Source organism: Micromonospora sp. NPDC004551 (genome assembly GCF_040609975.1).
Taxonomy (GTDB): Bacteria; Actinomycetota; Actinomycetes; order Mycobacteriales; family Micromonosporaceae; genus Micromonospora.
This window is the reverse complement of the sequence record NZ_JBEXLM010000044.1, coordinates 1-15,478: the sequence shown is the minus strand read 5'-3', so window position 1 is coordinate 15,478 and position 15,478 is coordinate 1. Positions and strand designations below refer to the sequence as shown.

General features: G+C 74.1%; 16 protein-coding genes. 11 read left to right on the top strand and 5 right to left on the bottom strand.

The genetic code is table 11. From position 1 onward, the window contains the following. Positions 1 to 4 precede the first annotated feature (4 nt). Together ABZW14_RS31605 and ABZW14_RS31600 are read right to left on the bottom strand one after the other, a co-directional pair. A complete protein-coding gene (locus ABZW14_RS31605; protein ID WP_355353969.1) occupies positions 5 to 664 on the bottom strand; it encodes a DUF6766 family protein in 660 nt (219 codons plus the stop codon). A gap of 124 nt (positions 665 to 788) precedes the next feature. Continuing rightward, complete coding sequence (locus ABZW14_RS31600) at positions 789 to 1,271, bottom strand: DUF4383 domain-containing protein (protein ID WP_355353966.1); 483 nt, start codon at positions 1,269 to 1,271, stop codon at positions 789 to 791. A 201-nt stretch (positions 1,272 to 1,472) separates the two neighbouring features. Between ABZW14_RS31600 and ABZW14_RS31595 the strand changes: the two genes are divergently transcribed. The 3 genes from ABZW14_RS31595 to ABZW14_RS31585 are packed head-to-tail and all read left to right on the top strand — an operon-like array spanning position 1,473 to position 3,398. Next, positions 1,473 to 2,255: a hypothetical protein gene (locus ABZW14_RS31595; protein ID WP_355353963.1), complete on the top strand. Its 783-nt coding sequence runs from the start codon at positions 1,473 to 1,475 to the stop codon at positions 2,253 to 2,255. Between the two features lie 31 nt (positions 2,256 to 2,286). Beyond that, complete coding sequence (locus tag ABZW14_RS31590) at positions 2,287 to 2,751, top strand: phage holin family protein (RefSeq protein ID WP_355353960.1); 465 nt, start codon at positions 2,287 to 2,289, stop codon at positions 2,749 to 2,751. Beyond that, complete coding sequence (locus tag ABZW14_RS31585) at positions 2,748 to 3,398, top strand: DUF3618 domain-containing protein (protein ID WP_355353957.1); 651 nt, start codon at positions 2,748 to 2,750, stop codon at positions 3,396 to 3,398. Before ABZW14_RS31590 ends, ABZW14_RS31585 begins: the two co-directional genes overlap by 4 nt. Positions 3,399 to 3,486: 88 nt before the next feature. On the opposite strand, the gene ABZW14_RS31580 is transcribed toward ABZW14_RS31585, so the two are convergent. Beyond that, positions 3,487 to 4,605 (bottom strand): glycosyltransferase family 2 protein, encoded by a 1,119-nt coding sequence (locus ABZW14_RS31580; RefSeq protein ID WP_355353954.1) that lies wholly within the window; start codon positions 4,603 to 4,605, stop codon positions 3,487 to 3,489. Between the two features lie 140 nt (positions 4,606 to 4,745). On the opposite strand from ABZW14_RS31580, the gene ABZW14_RS31575 reads away from it, so the two are divergent. The 6 genes from ABZW14_RS31575 (at position 4,746) to ABZW14_RS31550 (ending at position 10,676) form a co-directional block, all read left to right on the top strand. Further along, a complete protein-coding gene (locus tag ABZW14_RS31575) occupies positions 4,746 to 5,387 on the top strand; it encodes a cyclase (RefSeq protein ID WP_355353951.1) in 642 nt (213 codons plus the stop codon). After that, a complete protein-coding gene (locus ABZW14_RS31570) occupies positions 5,384 to 6,562 on the top strand; it encodes a zinc-dependent alcohol dehydrogenase (protein WP_355353948.1) in 1,179 nt (392 codons plus the stop codon). The genes ABZW14_RS31575 and ABZW14_RS31570 overlap by 4 nt, the downstream gene beginning before the upstream one ends. A 62-nt stretch (positions 6,563 to 6,624) precedes the next feature. Next, a complete protein-coding gene (locus tag ABZW14_RS31565; RefSeq protein ID WP_355353945.1) occupies positions 6,625 to 7,155 on the top strand; it encodes an HPP family protein in 531 nt (176 codons plus the stop codon). Positions 7,156 to 7,158: 3 nt separating this feature from the next. Further along, positions 7,159 to 9,606: a molybdopterin-dependent oxidoreductase gene (locus ABZW14_RS31560; protein WP_355353943.1), complete on the top strand. Its 2,448-nt coding sequence runs from the start codon at positions 7,159 to 7,161 to the stop codon at positions 9,604 to 9,606. Between the two features lie 2 nt (positions 9,607 to 9,608). Beyond that, complete coding sequence (locus ABZW14_RS31555) at positions 9,609 to 10,067, top strand: hypothetical protein (protein ID WP_355353940.1); 459 nt, start codon at positions 9,609 to 9,611, stop codon at positions 10,065 to 10,067. 72 nt (positions 10,068 to 10,139) lie between these two features. Then, the gene (locus ABZW14_RS31550) at positions 10,140 to 10,676 is read left to right on the top strand and encodes a dihydrofolate reductase family protein (RefSeq protein WP_355353937.1); all 537 of its coding nucleotides are present in this window, start codon (positions 10,140 to 10,142) and stop codon (positions 10,674 to 10,676) included. Here ABZW14_RS31550 and ABZW14_RS31545 read toward each other — a convergent pair whose 3' ends face one another. Continuing rightward, complete coding sequence (locus tag ABZW14_RS31545) at positions 10,677 to 11,924, bottom strand: cytochrome P450 (RefSeq protein ID WP_355353934.1); 1,248 nt, start codon at positions 11,922 to 11,924, stop codon at positions 10,677 to 10,679. Between the two features lie 236 nt (positions 11,925 to 12,160). On the opposite strand from ABZW14_RS31545, the gene ABZW14_RS31540 reads away from it, so the two are divergent. Further along, positions 12,161 to 12,550 carry a hypothetical protein gene (locus ABZW14_RS31540; RefSeq protein ID WP_355353931.1) on the top strand — a complete coding sequence of 130 codons (390 nt, stop codon included), beginning with the start codon at positions 12,161 to 12,163 and terminating at the stop codon, positions 12,548 to 12,550. Positions 12,551 to 12,560: 10 nt separating this feature from the next. Here ABZW14_RS31540 and ABZW14_RS31535 read toward each other — a convergent pair whose 3' ends face one another. Then, a complete protein-coding gene (locus ABZW14_RS31535; RefSeq protein WP_355353928.1) occupies positions 12,561 to 12,779 on the bottom strand; it encodes a DUF397 domain-containing protein in 219 nt (72 codons plus the stop codon). A gap of 66 nt (positions 12,780 to 12,845) precedes the next feature. Here ABZW14_RS31535 and pepN point away from each other — a divergent pair, with 66 nt between their 5' ends. Continuing rightward, positions 12,846 to 15,362: an aminopeptidase N gene (gene pepN / locus ABZW14_RS31530; protein WP_355353925.1), complete on the top strand. Its 2,517-nt coding sequence runs from the start codon at positions 12,846 to 12,848 to the stop codon at positions 15,360 to 15,362. Positions 15,363 to 15,478 lie beyond the last annotated feature (116 nt).

Genomic DNA, 15,478 nt, shown 5'->3' with positions numbered 1-15,478 from the left:
ATCCCTACGCGCCGGTCTCGGCGTGGGCCGCGGTGACCGGCTTGGACTCGGGGCTGGCGTGCTGGCGCAGCACGATGCTGAGCAGGATGAGCACGCCCACGGCGAGGAACTCGCTCTGCCAGTTCTGCATCGACTGGAACCAGAAGTCGCTGGTGCCGAGGAACTGCCACGCGCTGATCGGGGCGGCCCCGCTCTGCAACGCCTGCTCCTCGTTGTAGTTGGCCACGCCGCCGAACAGGTGGCCCAGGAACGAGCCCGCGAAGATCATGAACAGCGCGATGGAGAGGCTGTTCCGGTAGACCGCCAGCGGCAGGCCGCCGGCCCGCACCGGCCAGGGGGAGTCCGGGGTCGCGCGCCGCGGGTCGTCTTCGGGCCGATCCGTCTGACCCTCCGGCTTCGACTCGGCCGAGCCCTTCTGCACCAGGTACGCGGTGAGCAGCACGTAGCCGCCCATCTGGAGGAACTCCGACTCCCAGTTCTCGAAGACCGCCTCGGCGAAGTGCCCGGTGCCCAGGTACGTCCACCAGCTCAGCGGCGCGGACCCGTACTCGGCCAGTTCCTCGTTGTGCACCTGCCAGCCGAACACGCTCTGCAACAGCAGGAAGATCACGAACGCGCCGAGCATGGCGACCGTGAGCGCGTTGTCCCGCAACCAACGTGGCATCGCCGGACCTCCTCGTCCCACCGGGGTCACTCCCCGTGGTGGTCCTGGTGCCCCCACCGGTGAACGGGCAAACGTGGGCCCGGTGCGTCGCGGCCGATGCCGTCCGAACGGGTGACGGTACTGGTCAGGGCCGGTCGAGGGGGGTGTCCGGGCGCCCGCCGGTGCCCACCTCGTTGTTGAGCAGCAGGCCCACCGCCAGCATGCCGAAGCCGAGGAAGAGGTGCAGCCAGTTGTCGGCGTCGTTGAACGGCACGAAGTTCGCGGCGGTCTCCCGGTCGATGGCGAAGCCGTACAGCCAGAGGCCCAGGTAGGCGGCGCCCCCGCCGGCCAGGAACAGCCGCGCCCCGGCGACCCGGCGGGCCAGCACGAGGCCGACCAGGCCGAAGAGCAGGTGCAGCAGGTTGTGCAGGATCGACACCTGGAACAGGCCGATGAGCTTGGCCTCCGAGTGGTGGCCGGCGAACTTCAGGTCGCCGTAGTGGGTGGTGAAGCCGGGGACGAAGCCGAGCACACCGATCAGCACGAAGACGGCGGCCACCGCGAGGGCGACCTTCTGGATCGGCGGCCGGGACCGGGCCGCGGCGCGTCCGCGCACGTCACGTGCCATCGCTGTCACCTCCGTGGAGCTCACCGACGCCCGGAGCGGGCAGACCCTCCATTGTGTGACCAGGGCGGGGCGTCGCCGCAGAGAAATGACGAATCAGGCATGGACCCGGCGACCGGGGGTAGGGATTCCGACACGCCGGCAAGCAACGCCGGTGTGATCCCCCGAGCACAACCGCTACGAATTCCGAGCGGAAGGGACATCATGACTTACGATCTCTCATCTTCGTCCGGCACCTACGAGTCGACCAACGGCGGCGGGGTCCGTGACCAGGCCCGCCAGGTCGGCAACGAGGCCGCCAACGCGGGCGGCGCGGTCGCCCAGACCGCCAAGGAGCAGGGCCAGGAGGTGGTGGGCGAGGCCAAGCGCCAGGCCCGCAACCTCTACGGTGAGGCCCGGAACCAGGTGACCGCCCAGACCAGCCAGCAGCAGCAGCGCGCGGCGAGCGGGCTGCGTTCGCTGGCCGAGGAGATGCGCTCGATGGCGCAGAACGGCGGCGGCGCGGGCCCGGTCACCGAGCTGGCCCACCAGGCCGCCGATCGCGTGCACGGCGTGGCCGGCTGGCTGGAGCAGCGCGAGCCGGGCGACCTCCTCAACGAGGTGAAGAACTACGCCCGCCGCAACCCGGGCACGTTCCTGGTCGGCGCCGCCCTGCTGGGCGTGGTCGCCGGCCGGCTGACCCGGAACATCGCGGCCGTCGGCGACGGCAACGGCGTGCAGCCGTCGTACGACCCGGACCGGACCGCGGTCATCCCGACCTCGCGGGCGGTGCCGGAGCAGGTGCCGCCGGGCGGCTACCTCGACCCGACCCCCGGCACGTACGCCGAGCCGGACCCGGGCTACTCCGCGCCGGGCGCGACCTACCCGGCCGGCGGCGCCCCGAACACCTGGGCCGACCCGGAGGGTGGCACCGGCCAGCCGCTGCCCCCGCCGAGCCGGACCGACCCGCTGCCGGGTGTGCCGTCGAGCGGCGTCAACCGTCCGTGAACGGCCTGACCGGCAGAAGGGAGGCGACGGCATGAGCATGCCGACGCAGGGGTCCGGACTGGACTCCGGTTATACCGCGGCGGGCGCGCCGCACACCGCGGACGAGGTCCGGGGCAGCTCCATCGGCGAGCTGATGCGCCAGGTCACCACGGACCTCTCCACGCTGATGCGCCAGGAGGTCGAGCTGGCCAAGGCGGAGATCCGCCAGGAGGGGAAGAAGGCGGGCAAGGCCGCCGGCCTCTTCGGCGGCGCCGGCTTCGGCGGCTACATGGTGGCGCTCTTCGTCTCCATCGCGATCTGGCAGTTCCTGGACAACGTGATGGACTCCGGTCTGGCCGCGCTGATCGTGGCCGTGATCTGGGCCGTGGTCGCCGCGGTCCTCTACTCGATGGCCAAGAAGAACGCCGAGCGGATCCGCGGCCTCAAGCAGACCAACGACAGCGTGCAGCGCATCCCCGACGCGCTCAAGCCGCACCCGGAGGGAGTCAACCGATGAGCACCGACCCCGACCAGATCCGCCGGGAGATCGAAGCCACTCGCAGCAACCTGAGCTCGGACGTGGACGCCCTGGCGTACAAGGTCAGCCCGAGCCGCATCGTCGACGACCGCAAGCAGCGCGTCCGCAGCGCGCTGACGAACGTGAAGGACAAGGTGATGGGAACCGCTTCGGATCTCGGCCACAGCACCGGCCACGCAGCCCACTCGGTGGGCGACCACGCCTCCTCGGCGGCGTCCACCGTCGGCGACAAGGCGCACGCCGCCGCCTCGACCGTCGGCGACGCCGCCCACCGGGCTCCGCAGGTGCTGCGGGAGAAGTCCGAGGGCAACCCGATCGCGGCCGGCGTGATCGCCTTCGGCGTCGGCATGCTGGTCTCCTCGCTGATCCCGGCCACCCGCCGCGAGCAGCAGGTCGCCGCGCAGGTCAAGGAGAAGGCGGCCGAGCACGGCGGCGTGGTGAAGGAGAAGCTCACCGAGGTCGCCGGGGAGCTGAAGGAGGAGCTGCGCGAGCCCGCGCAGCACGCCACCGAGTCGGTGAAGGCCACCGCGCAGGACGCCGTGCACGCCGTCAAGGACGACACCAGGTCGGCCGCGCAGGACGTCAGGGACACCGCGCAGCAGTCCCGCGACCAGGTGCGGTACTGATCACCGACACCCGCACGCCGCAGCTCGCGGCCACGCCCGGCAGCACGCCGGGAAGTGGCCGCGAGCTGTCGCGTGCGGGGTCGCCCGCTCAGCGCGGCAGCCGCTCCGCCCGGACCGGGGCCGGCGGGACGCCGGTCTCCACCCAGAGCACCAGGTCGTCGGGGCGGCGCTCGGCGAGCCGCCGGCGCAGCGCCCGGGTGGAGTTCGCGGCCTGACCGGAGTCCCCGGCGCGCCCGCGGCCGCGTAGCCGCCGGCCCACGGCGAGCCAGGCGCCGGCCCCGCGTGCCACCAGCCAGAGCGGCGCCGCGAGCGTGGTGTGCGCCGGGAAGATCCGGGCGCCGCCGGCCCGTCGCCGGCCCAGCTCCGCCACGGCCACCGTCGCGGCGCCGGCCCGCACCAGCAGCCCCGGCCGGCGGGCGGCGAGCACGGCCGCCGCGGCCGGCAGCACCGCCAGCGCGGCCAGCCGCCATCCCGGCCGGGCCGACTCGTCGTACGCCCGCCGGGCCCGTCGCGCGGCGGTCGGCGGGAGCCGGCGCACGTACAGCCAGGCCGGGGTCGCCGTGGCGCCGCCGTACGCGCGGACCGTCCGGACCAGCTCCAGGTTCTCGGCGAGCACGTCCGGGTCGTAGCCGCCCATCGCCAGGAAGGTGCTCCGGCGCACCGCGAGGGTGCCCGGCGAGTCCCCGCCGACCGCCCGGCGCAGCAGCGTCCCGCCGGTGTCCCGCCACGCGCGCCAGGGCAGCGGGTCGACGTGGTTCTGCGGCCGGACCAGGTCCACCCGTTCGAGCAGGCCGTGCACGGCGCGCAGCCCCGCCAGGTCGTAGCGGACGTCGTCGTCGGCGATCACCACGTGCTCGTGACGGGCCAGAGCCACGCCGGTCAGCACGCCGAGCACCGTGGGGTTACGCCCGCGCAGCGCGGGATCGGGCGGGACGTGCCGCACCAGCCCGCGCCACGCGGCGGCGTGCCGGGCGAACCGCTCCGGCGGCGACCCGTCCACGACGATCACGTCCACCCAGCGGCTCAGCTCGCGCAGGTACCCGGTCAGCCCGCTGCCGCCGGTGTCGGAGTCCGCGGGCAACGGCAGGACGTACGCCAGCGGGAGCCGGTCCGGCGCGGCCGCCGCGCCGGGGTCGAGGCGGGCGAGCGCCTCCGGGTCGCCGCCGGGCGGCCGGTGCCGGCCGGGTTCGCTGGGGTCGAAGGCCATGGCGCGCCCCTCTCGGTCTGGCGGGACGGCAGCGTGCCCGAAATTTGGGTGATCAAACCGTTTTACCGTTTCGACGCCTCCGGGCCGGGTAGCGCACCGGCATGCGGGCGGTCCGAGGCGCCCCCGGTGGAGGAGACGTGATGAGCAGCAGCAACGCGACGAGGTGGGCGCTGGCCGGCGCCGCCACGGTGACCGCGCTCGGAGTCGGCCGGGTGGTGGCCCGCCGACGGCGCCGGCACCAACCCGACCGGGCGGACGGCTGGTACGTCGTCCACCGGGGGATCACGGTGGACCGCCCGGTGGACGCGGTGATCGGCTTCTGGACCGACCGGGCACGGCTGGACCGGGGTCTCGCCGAGTGGGCGACCCTGGAGCAGCTCGACGACAACCGGTGGCGCTGCGTGGCGAGCGACCCGGCCGGCGGCGGCACCGAATGGCGGGCCGAGATCACCGTCGACGGCCCGGGCCGGCTGAGCTGGCGGGTCACCGACGGGCCGGTGGCCCAGCAGGGGCGGGTCGAGCTGGTGCCCGCGCCGCAGGACCGGGGCACCGAGATCCGTGCCGAGCTGCGCTGGCGGTCCGGCCCGGTACGCCGGGCGCTCGGCCTGGTCGGCGGGGACGACCCGGACCTCGCGCTGCGCAGCGGCCTGCGCCGGATCAAGTCCCTGATCGAGACCGGGCAGGTGCTGGACACCCGGCACGACCCGTCGGGGCGCAGCCCGAAGCAGGAGCAGGCGACCGACCGGGTCCGGGAGAAGCTGATGGCGGGAGGCCGGCCGTGAGGGCGCTGTGCTGGGAGGGCGTCGGCCGGCTGGCCGTCCGCGACGTGCCGGACCCGGCCGTGCGGTCGGGCGGCGACATCATCGTCAAGGTGCGGGCCAGCAGCGTCTGCGGCTCCGACCTGCACCTCATCAACGGATACCTGCCGGCCATGCGGGAGGGGGACATCCTCGGCCACGAGTTCATGGGCGAGGTGGTGGAGACCGGCCCCGACGTGCAACGGATCAAGGTCGGCGACCGGGTGGTGGTCGGCTCCGTGGTGGCCTGCGGCGGCTGCTGGTACTGCCGCACCGAGCAGTACTCGCTGTGCGACAACTCCAACCCGCAGCCCGTCTTCACCGAGAAGCTCTGGGGCCACTCGCCGGCCGGCATCCTCGGCTACTCGCACGCGGCCGGCGGCTACTCGGGCAGCCACGCGGAGTACATCCGGGTGCCGTTCGGCGACGTCGGCGCGTTCACCGTGCCGTACGGGGTGCCGGACGACTCGGTGGTGTTCGCCTCCGACGCCATGCCGACCGGTTGGATGGCGGCCGACTTCTGCGGCCTCAAGGGCGGCGAGGTGGTGGCCGTGTGGGGCGCCGGCGGGGTGGGCCAGATGGCCGCCCGGTCCGCGCAGATCCTCGGCGCCGAGCGGGTGATCGTCATCGACCGGCTGCCGGAACGGCTGGCCACGGCCGCGCAGCGACTCGGCGTCGAGACGATCAACTATGCGGAGACCGACGTGCTGGAGGCGCTGCGCGAGCTGACCGCCGGGCGCGGGCCCGACGCCTGCATCGAGGCGGTCGGCATGGAGGCCCACGACGTCGGGCCGACCTACGCCTACGACAAGGCGAAGCAGAGCGCAAGGCTCCAGACCGACCGGCCCACCTCGGTCCGGCAGGCGATCATGGCCTGCCGCAAGGGCGGCACGGTGAGCATCGTGGGGGTGTACGGCGGCCTGGTGGACAAGTTCCCGCTCGGTGCGGCCATGAACAAGGCGCTGGTGCTGCGGATGGGGCAGATGCACGCCCAGCGCTACATCCCGATGCTGCTGGACCGGATCGCGATCGGCGAGATCGATCCCGGCTACCTGGCCACCCACCCCATGTCCCTGGAGGAGGGGGCGCGGGGTTACGAGATCTTCCAGAAGAAGGAGGACGGCTGCCTGCGGACCGTGCTGCACCCGCAGGCGGCCTGACCGGGCGCGATCGCCGGGACGTGCGTCGATTCGAAATCCCGCGGCAGGGTACAGCACCAGCCATGCCCCCCGAGATCGATGAGACGCCGTCCCGGCCCGCCGCGCGGGCCTTCGCCGGCAGCGCGGTCGCCGTGGTGGTGGCCGGCGCGGTCGCCCTGCTGACCCGGCAGCCGTGGCTGTTCCCCAGCCTCGGGCCGGCGATCATGCTGCACGTCGAGCAGCCCGGCAAGCCGGAGTCCTCGCCCCGCAACACGGTCGTCGGGCACCTGGTGGCGCTGCTCGCCGGGTACGCGTTCCTGGTGGTCACCGGGCTGGCCGACCGGCCGTCCGCCCTTCAGGAGGGGGTGTCCGGGGCGCGGATCGTGGCCGCGGCCGGCTCGCTCGCCGTGACCGCCGCGGTGCTGGTGCTGCTGAAGGCCGCGCACCCACCGGCCGGCGCGACCACACTGATCGTCAGCCTCGGGCTGTTGCACACCCCGGGCCAGCTCGTCGTCGCGTTCGGCGCCGTGCTGCTGATGACCGTGGTGGATCTGCTGTTCAACCGGGCGACCGGCCGGCCGATGCCGCTGTGGGCGGCGCCGAAGGAGGGATGAACCGTGGTGGACCGGATCGCGGACCCCTGGGGGCCGCGCACGCCGTACGGGCCGGGCGAGCGCTGGCCGGTGCGGGTGGACACCTTCCTCGCCGACGGGCACACCGAGGCCGACGTGCAGCGCTGGGTGCCCAGCGCCTCGATCCTGCACTCCAACGGCGACGCCATGGACATCGCCGTGCGCGACGACCGGATCGTCGGGGTCCGCGGCCGCGCCGGGGACCGGATCAACCACGGCCGGGTCGACCCGAAGGACCTCTACGGCTGGCAGGCCAACCACAGCCCGGACCGGCTGCGCCGGCCGCTCGTGCGGGAGGGGGACCGGCTGGTCGAGACCGACTGGGACACCGCCATGGGGCGGATCGTGGCCCGGTCGAAGGAACTGCTGGACGGCCCGGGCGGCTGGGGGCACTTCGGCTTCTACACCAGCGGTCAGCTCTTCCTGGAGGAGTACTACACGCTCGGGGTGATCGGGAAGGCCGGTATCGGCACCCCGCACATGGACGGCAACACCCGGCTCTGCACCGCCACCGCCGCCGCGGCGCTCAAGGCGTCCTTCGGCACCGACGGGCAGCCCGGGTCGTACACCGACGTCGACCACTGCGACGCCATCGCGCTGTGGGGGCACAACGTCGCGGAGACCCAGACGGTGCTCTGGATGCGGATGCTGGACCGGCGGCGCGGGCCGAATCCGCCGGCCATGCTCGCGGTCGACCCGCGCGCCACCCCGGTGGCCCGGGAGGCCGATGTGCACCTGGCGCTGCGCAACGGCACCAACCAGGCGCTGCTCAACGGCCTGCTCCGCGAGCTGATCCACCGCGGCTGGTACGACAAGGACTACGTCGAGGCGCACACGCTCGGCTTCGAGAAGCTGTGCCAGGTGGTGGAGGACTACCCGGTCGCGAAGGTCGCCGAGATCTGCGACCTGCGGGCCGCCGACATCGAGCGCGCCGCCGAGCTGCTCGGGCGGTCGGAACGGCTGCTCTCCACCGTCCTCCAGGGCTTCTACCAGTCCAACCAGGCCACCGCGGCCTCCTGCCAGGTGAACAACCTGCACCTGATCCGCGGCATGCTCGGGCGGCCGGGTGCCGGGCTCTACCAGATGAACGGCCAGCCCACCGCGCAGAACAACCGGGAGTGCGGCGCCGACGGCGACCTTCCCGGCCTGCGCAACTGGGCCAACGAGGAGCACATCGCGCAGCTGGCCCGGCTGTGGAACGTCGAGGTCGACAAGATCCCGCACTGGGCGCCGCCGACGCACGCCATGCAGATCTTCCGGTACGCCGAGCAGGGCTCGATCAAGCTGCTGTGGATCTCGGCCACCAATCCGGCGGTCTCCCTGCCCGACCTGGCCCGGATCCGCCGGATCCTGGCGAACCCGGAGTTGCTCGTGGTGGTGCAGGACCTCTTCCTGACCGAGACCGCCGAGCTGGCCGACGTGGTGCTGCCGGCCGCCACCTGGGGCGAGAAGACCGGCACGTTCACCAGCGTCGACCGGACCGTGCACATCTCCGACAAGGCGGTCGAGCCGCCCGGCGAGGCCCGCCCCGACCTGGACATCTTCCTCGACTACGCCCACCGGATGGACTTCCGCGACAAGGACGGGAACCCGCTGATCACCTGGACCGGGCCGGAGGAGGTCTTCGAGGCCTGGAAGGAGTGCTCCCGCGGCCGGCCCTGCGACTACACCGCCATGACCTACGACAGGCTGCGCACCGGCGGCATCCAGTGGCCGTGCACCGCCGAGCACCCGGAAGGCACCGAGCGGCTCTACACCGACGGGGTGTTCAACACCGACCCCGACTACTGCGAGTCGTACGGTCACGACCTGGCCACCGGGGCCGAGCTGCTGCCCGGGGAGTACCGGGCCAAGCAGCCCGGCGGGCGGGCGTTCCTGCACGCCACGCCCTACCAGCCGTCGCCCGAGGTGCCGAGCGGGGAGTTCCCGCTGCTGCTCACCACCGGCCGTACGGTCTACCAGTTCCACACCCGGACCAAGACCGGCCGGGCCACCCAGCTCGTGCACGCCGCCCCGGAGTCGTGGGTGGAGGTCAACCCGGCCGACGCCGTCCGGCTCGGCGTCGCCGAGGGGGACCTGCTCCGGATCGAGTCGCCGCGCGGCGTCGTCCGCGCCCGGGCCCGGATCTGCGGGGTACGCCCCGGCGTCGTCTTCCTGCCCTTCCACTACGGCTACTGGGACGCGGCCGACGGCACCGCCCCGGGCGAGGGGCGGCACGACCGGGCGGCCAACGAGCTGACCATCACGGCCTGGGACCCGGTCTCCAAACAACCGATCTTCAAGGTGGCGGCGGTGCGGGTGGTGAAGGAGGCCGACTCGGGCGGCCGGCCCTCGCCCGCCCCCACCGTGGGCGGCTCCGCCCCGCCGGAGGGCTCCGGAATCCCGGCCACGGTCGGCGGGCCGGCCGCCGAGGCGCCGTCGAGGGGGGAGTGACCATGCACCTGGCGCACTATCTCGGCCTGCTGCACAAGGCCCAGGAACGGCTCGGCGACGCGTTCACCGAGGTGGGCGAGGCGCACGCGGAGGAGCCGGACGTCTTCCACACCTGCGAGAAGCTGGCCATCCAGTGCCGTACCCACGCGGAGAGGCTGGCCCCCTTCGCCCGCCGGTACGCCGAGGAGGCACCGGCCGAGCCGGACCGGCTGCACTCCGAGCTGTTCTCCGGCACGCGTACCGGGCCGATCGGGCTGCTCCGCGACCTCCAGGACCTCTATCTCATGGCCGCCGAGTGCGACATCTGCTGGACCGTGGTCGGGCAGGCCGCGTACGGGGCCCGCGACGAGGACCTGCTCGGCGTGGTCAAGGCGTGCGAGCAGGAGACCGCGATGCAGCTCAAGTGGCTGCGTACCCGGATGAAGCAGGCCGCCCCGCAGGCGCTGGTGGTCGCGGAGTGACCGCCTGTCGCACCCCCGGGTGACACTGGCGCCGGCCCCGCCCGCCGGGGGCGGCCAGCGCGAGGAGGCGCGATGGCGCGGATGATCTGGCACGTCACCATGTCGCTGGACGGGTTCATCGCACCGCCGGACGACTCGGCGGAGTGGATGTTCGGCTACGGCTCCGCCGGCCCGCTCGGGGCGGAGACCATGCGCCGCACCGGCGCGATCCTCTCCGGCCGGCGCGGCCTGGAGCTCGGCAACCGACCGGGCGCCGGGGCCCGGGCCATCTACGGCGGCGCCTGGTCCGGGCCGGTCTTCGTGCTGACGCACCGGCCCGCCGAGCCCCTCGACGGGGTCACCTACCTCTCCGGCGACGTCGCGAAGGCCGCCGACCTCGCCCGGGAAGCGGCCGGTGACCGGGACGTGGGCGTGTTCGGCGCTGACGTGGCGCGGCAGTGCATCCGGGCCGGGCTCCTCGACGAGTTGGTCGTGCACCTCGTGCCGGTGCTGCTCGGCGGCGGCGTACGCCTCTTCGACAGCCCCGACCTCGGTGCGGTGGCGCTCCACAAGATCCGCTGCGACGATTCCGGGCAGATCACCGACCTCCGGTTCGAGGTGGGGCGGTGATCACGCGGTTCGGCGTACGCCGTCGACGACCAGGCGGCTGGGCGGCAGGGCGGGCATCCGGCCGAGGGCCAGGGCGAGGTCCTGCGGCGGCAGCCGGTAGCTCATCGACCCGGTGAGGTTGCCGACCGCCCGCTTCATCAGCTCGATCGTCACCCACTCGCCGGCGCAGCGGTGGCCCGTGAGGTGGTCGCCACCGCCCTGCGGCACCAGCCGGAACGGGTCACCCCGCCAGCCGTCGAACCGCTCCGGCCGGAACCGCTCGGGCTCCGGCCAGAGCTGCGGGTGGTGGTTGGTGCCGTAGAGGTCGAGCAGCACCCGCCGGCCCTGCGGGAAGGCGTACCCCTGCCACTCGAACGGGCGCCGGACCCGGGCCGCGGCCACCGGGAAGAACGGGTAGTAGCGCCGTACCTCCTGCACGAAGCTCTCGGCCGCCGCGTCGTCGCCGCGGATCCGGTCGCACCAGTGCGGGTGGTCGTGCAGCGCCAGCGCGGCGAAGACCACGAAGCGGTCCACGGCGACCGTCGGGCGGAGCACGTTGAGCAGCTCGACCGCGGCGATCCGGCGGGCCAGCAGGTCGCCCTGGTCGTCCCGGTGCTCGGCGACGACCCGCAGCGCGCTGCCCTCCGGCGCCGGCAGGGCGCCGGAGCGCACCCGCTCGATCACCTCGCCGGCCCACCGCTCGGCGCGGCGGCGGCCGAGCCGCCCCCGCCAGTGCGCCGGGCCGACCACGGCCGGTCCGTCGATCATCGCGTGCATCTCGGCGGTCCGGCGGGGCACGTCGGCGTCGGCCAGCGGCACCCCGGCCCAGGCCCAGACCGCCCGGGTCAGCATCCGGCCGACCTCGTCGTAGAGCACGACCGGCCCGGCCTCCGCCCACGCCGGGATCCGGGCCCGCCACTCGTCGTCGAAGAGTTGCCCGAGGTGGCGGATCGCCGACGGCGTCATGATCGACATGAACATCGCCTTGCGGCTCCGGTGCTCGGCGCCGTCGAGGCCCTGGACGCCGCCCACGCCGGTCAGGGTGCGCTGCGCCCGCATCGGCATGGCGCCGCGCCGGACGAAGCGCTCGTTGTCGTAGAACAGCTCCGCCGCCGGGCGGCCGCGCAGGCAGATCGTCGGTTCCAGCAGCAGCCGGGTCTGGAAGACGTCGGTGCCGAGGCGGTCGCACCGCGCGCCGACGAACCGGTAGCCCTCGCGGAGGAACGCCAGCGTGCTCTCCGGGCTGCGGTCGCTCGGGATGGTGCTCATCGGCTGCTCCTGACGCGGCTCGGCGACCCTGCGCGGTCGCTGCGGTACCTACCCGGGCCGGCACCGGCGAATCCTCGCCCGGTGACGCCGGGGGAGGGGGCCAGCGCCGAGTGCGGAAGCTGGCCCCTCCCAGGGCGCGGAAAAGCTGGTTCGCTTCGGTGCGGGGCCGGCGGCGGCCGGCCCCGCCCCCGCCGGCGCCACTCCGGCGGGGCGGCCACCGGCAACGGGGAGGACGGATGCGGGACAACAGGACGGCACACCGGCGGCACCGGCGGGCGGTGACCGGGCTGCGGCGGGGCGACCGGGAGGAGCCGCTGGTCGGGCCGCCCCGGCGTGCCGCGGCCCGGCCGCGCCGGCACTTCACCGTTCACCTAGGTTTCGAGGCGGCCGACCCGACCGTCGCGCGGGAGCTGGCGGTCGCGTACGCCGAGGCGCTCGGCCTGCTCCGCCCGGAGCTGGCGCTCGGCGCCGCGGCGCTGTCCCCGGCCGACGCGTGGCACCGCGCGGAGCGGCTGTTCTGCGGGGCGGTCGGCCCCGACGGCGAGCGCTGCGCGGACGTGGCCGGCCACCCCGGCTTCCACCACGCCCCCGGCCCCGGCGGGCTCGGCTGGGGCGACGGTGACTGAGCGGGCGGGCTCAGTCCAGGTCGAACTCGCCGTCCTGGGCGCCCGACACGAAGGCGTCCCACTCGTCCTGGGTGAAGACGAGCACCGGCCCGTCCGGCTCGGCCGAGTTGCGCATCCCGATCAGGTCGCCGACGAAGGCCACCTCGACCGCACTGTCCGACGTGTCGCCCTCGGCCCGCTGCCAGACCGCGCGAGACAGGTCGAAATCGCCCTTGGGGTGCTGACCCATCGTTGTTCCTCCATCGCCACGCGTATCGGGGGAGCCCGCTCGGGCCCCATCGGGCAGGATAAGCGGATGCCGAGCCTGACCCGTGTAGAGGCGACCGCGCGTGGCGCGTTGATTACCGTCGAGTCCTACCAGGTGGACCTCGACCTGACCGGCGACGCCGAGCGGTTCCGCTCCACCGTCACCATCCGGTTCCGGGCGGCCCCCGGCGCCGACACCTTCGCCGAGGTGAAACCCCTGCGCCTGCTGGGCGTACGCCTCAACGACCAGGATCTTGACCCGGCCCTGCTCGCCGACAACCGGCTGCCGCTGACCGGGCTGGCGGCGAGCAACACGCTGACCGTCAGCGCCGAGATGGCCTACTCGAACACGGGCGAGGGGATGCACCGCTTCGTCGACCCGGCCGACGGCGAGACCTACCTCTACGCCATGTCCTTTCTCGACGACGTGCAGCGCATCTTCGCGGCCTTCGACCAGCCCGACCTCAAGGCCCCGGTGACCCTCGCGGTGACCGCCCCGCCGGAGTGGACGGTGGCCGCCAACGGCCAGGTCGCCGACCGTCCGGCGCCCGGGCGCTGGGAGTTCGCGCCCACCCCGCCGCTGGCGACGTACTTCGTCACGCTGATCGCCGGCCCCTGGCACGTCCGGCAGGACGAGCACGACGGCATCCCGCTCGCCCTCTACTGCCGCCGGTCCCTCGCCGCGCACCTGGACGCCGACGCCGACGAGATCTTCACGGTCACCCGGCAGTGCCTCGACCGGTTCCACCAGCTCTTCGGCGAGCGCTACCCGTTCGGCAAGTACGACCAGGCGTTCTGCCCGGAGTTCAACGCCGGCGCCATGGAGAACCCGGGCCTGGTGACCCTGCGCGACGACTACATCTTCCGCTCCGCGGTCACCGACAGCCAGCGGGAGCTGCGGGCCACCACCATCGCGCACGAGATGGCGCACATGTGGTTCGGCGACCTGGTCACCATGCGCTGGTGGGACGACCTGTGGCTCAACGAGTCCTTCGCCGAATACCTGGGCACCCGGGTCACGGCCGAGGCCACCCGCTTCACCCAGGCGTGGACCACCTTCGCCATGCGCCGCAAGGCCTGGGGCTACGCGGCCGACCAGCGCCCCTCCACCCACCCGGTGGCCCCCGAGGAGGTGGCCGACGCCGCCCAGGCGTTGCTCAACTTCGACGGCATCTCCTACGCCAAGGGCGCCAGTGTGCTGCGCCAGCTGGTCGCCTGGGTCGGCGACGAGCCGTTCCTGGCCGGCCTCAACGCGCACTTCGCCAAGCACCGGTTCGGCAACGCCACCCTCGCCGACCTGCTGGAGAGTCTGAGCGCCGCCAGTGGGCGCGACCTGGCCGACTGGGCCGAGCGCTGGCTGCGCCGGCCCCAGGTCAACACGCTGCGCATGGAGACCGCGGTGAACGCCGACGGCCGGTGGACCGAGGCGGCGGTGGTGCAGACCGCGCCGGAGGCCCATCCGGTGCTGCGCCCGCACCGCATCGGCGTGGCCCGGCACGTCGCCGGCGCCCCGGTGCACCACTTCGAGGTGGACATCGACCCGGCCGCCGACCGGGGCCGCACCGTGCTCGCCGAGCTGGTCGGGCAGCCGGCCACCGGCCTGCTGCTGCCCAACGCCGGCGACCTCACCTTCGCCAAGATCCGGCTCGATCCCGCCTCGGCGGATGCCGTGCCGATGGTGCTCCCCGGGCTGGCCGACCCGCTGGCCCGGGCGCTGCTCTGGGGCGAGTCACTGGACGCGGCCACCGACGGCGAACGGCCGGTGACCTCGGTGGTCGCGCTGATCGCGGCGGCACTGCCCGCCGAGACCGAGGTGATCATCGCGGAGGACGTGCTCACCCTCAGCCGCAACCTGGTCGACCGCTACCTGGACCCGCTGGCCCGCGATGCGGCCCTGCTCCGCATCGCCGGGGCGTGCGCCACCCTGCTGGCCGGCGCCCCGGCCGGCGGCTCGCTGCAACTCGCCGCGGCCCGCGGGCTCATCGACGCCACCACCGACACCGGGCTGCTCGCCGGCTGGCTGGCCGGCGAGGGCGTGCCGGAGGGGCTCGCGGTCGACGCCGACCTGCGCTGGGCGCTGCTGCACCGGCTCGTGGTGCTCGGCGCGGCCGGCGAGCCCGAGATCGCCGCCGAGGCGGCCACCGACCGCAGCGCCACCGGCGCCGAGCGGGCCGCGAGCTGCCGGGCCGCGCTGCCCGACCCCGACGCCAAGCGGGCCGCCTGGGAGATCGTCATCCACAACACCGAGCTCTCCAACCGCCTCGTCGAGGCGACCGCGGAGGGCTTCTGGCAGCCCGAGCAGGCCGAGCTGACCGCCGGCTACGTCGAGCGGTACTTCGCCGACATGCCGGCCGCCGCGCGGCTGCGTACCCCCTGGACGGCGGACCGGGTCGCCGCCCTGGCCTTCCCCCGCTTCGCCGTGGCCCAGACCACCCGGGAGCTGGCCGCGGCGCTGCTGGCCCGCGACGACCTCACGCCGGGGCTGCGCCGGAGGGTCGTCGACCTGGACGACGACCTGCGTCGCGCCCTGGTCGCCCGGACCGCGGGGGCCGCCGCGGGCGCCTGACCCGGTGACCGCGCCGGGCGGGGTGCCCCGCCCGGCGCGGCCCGGGGGACGGCCGGCGGCCCCCCCCGACCGCCGGGGGGCCCCGGCCGACGATCGCGGGGTGGCGGAAGACATAC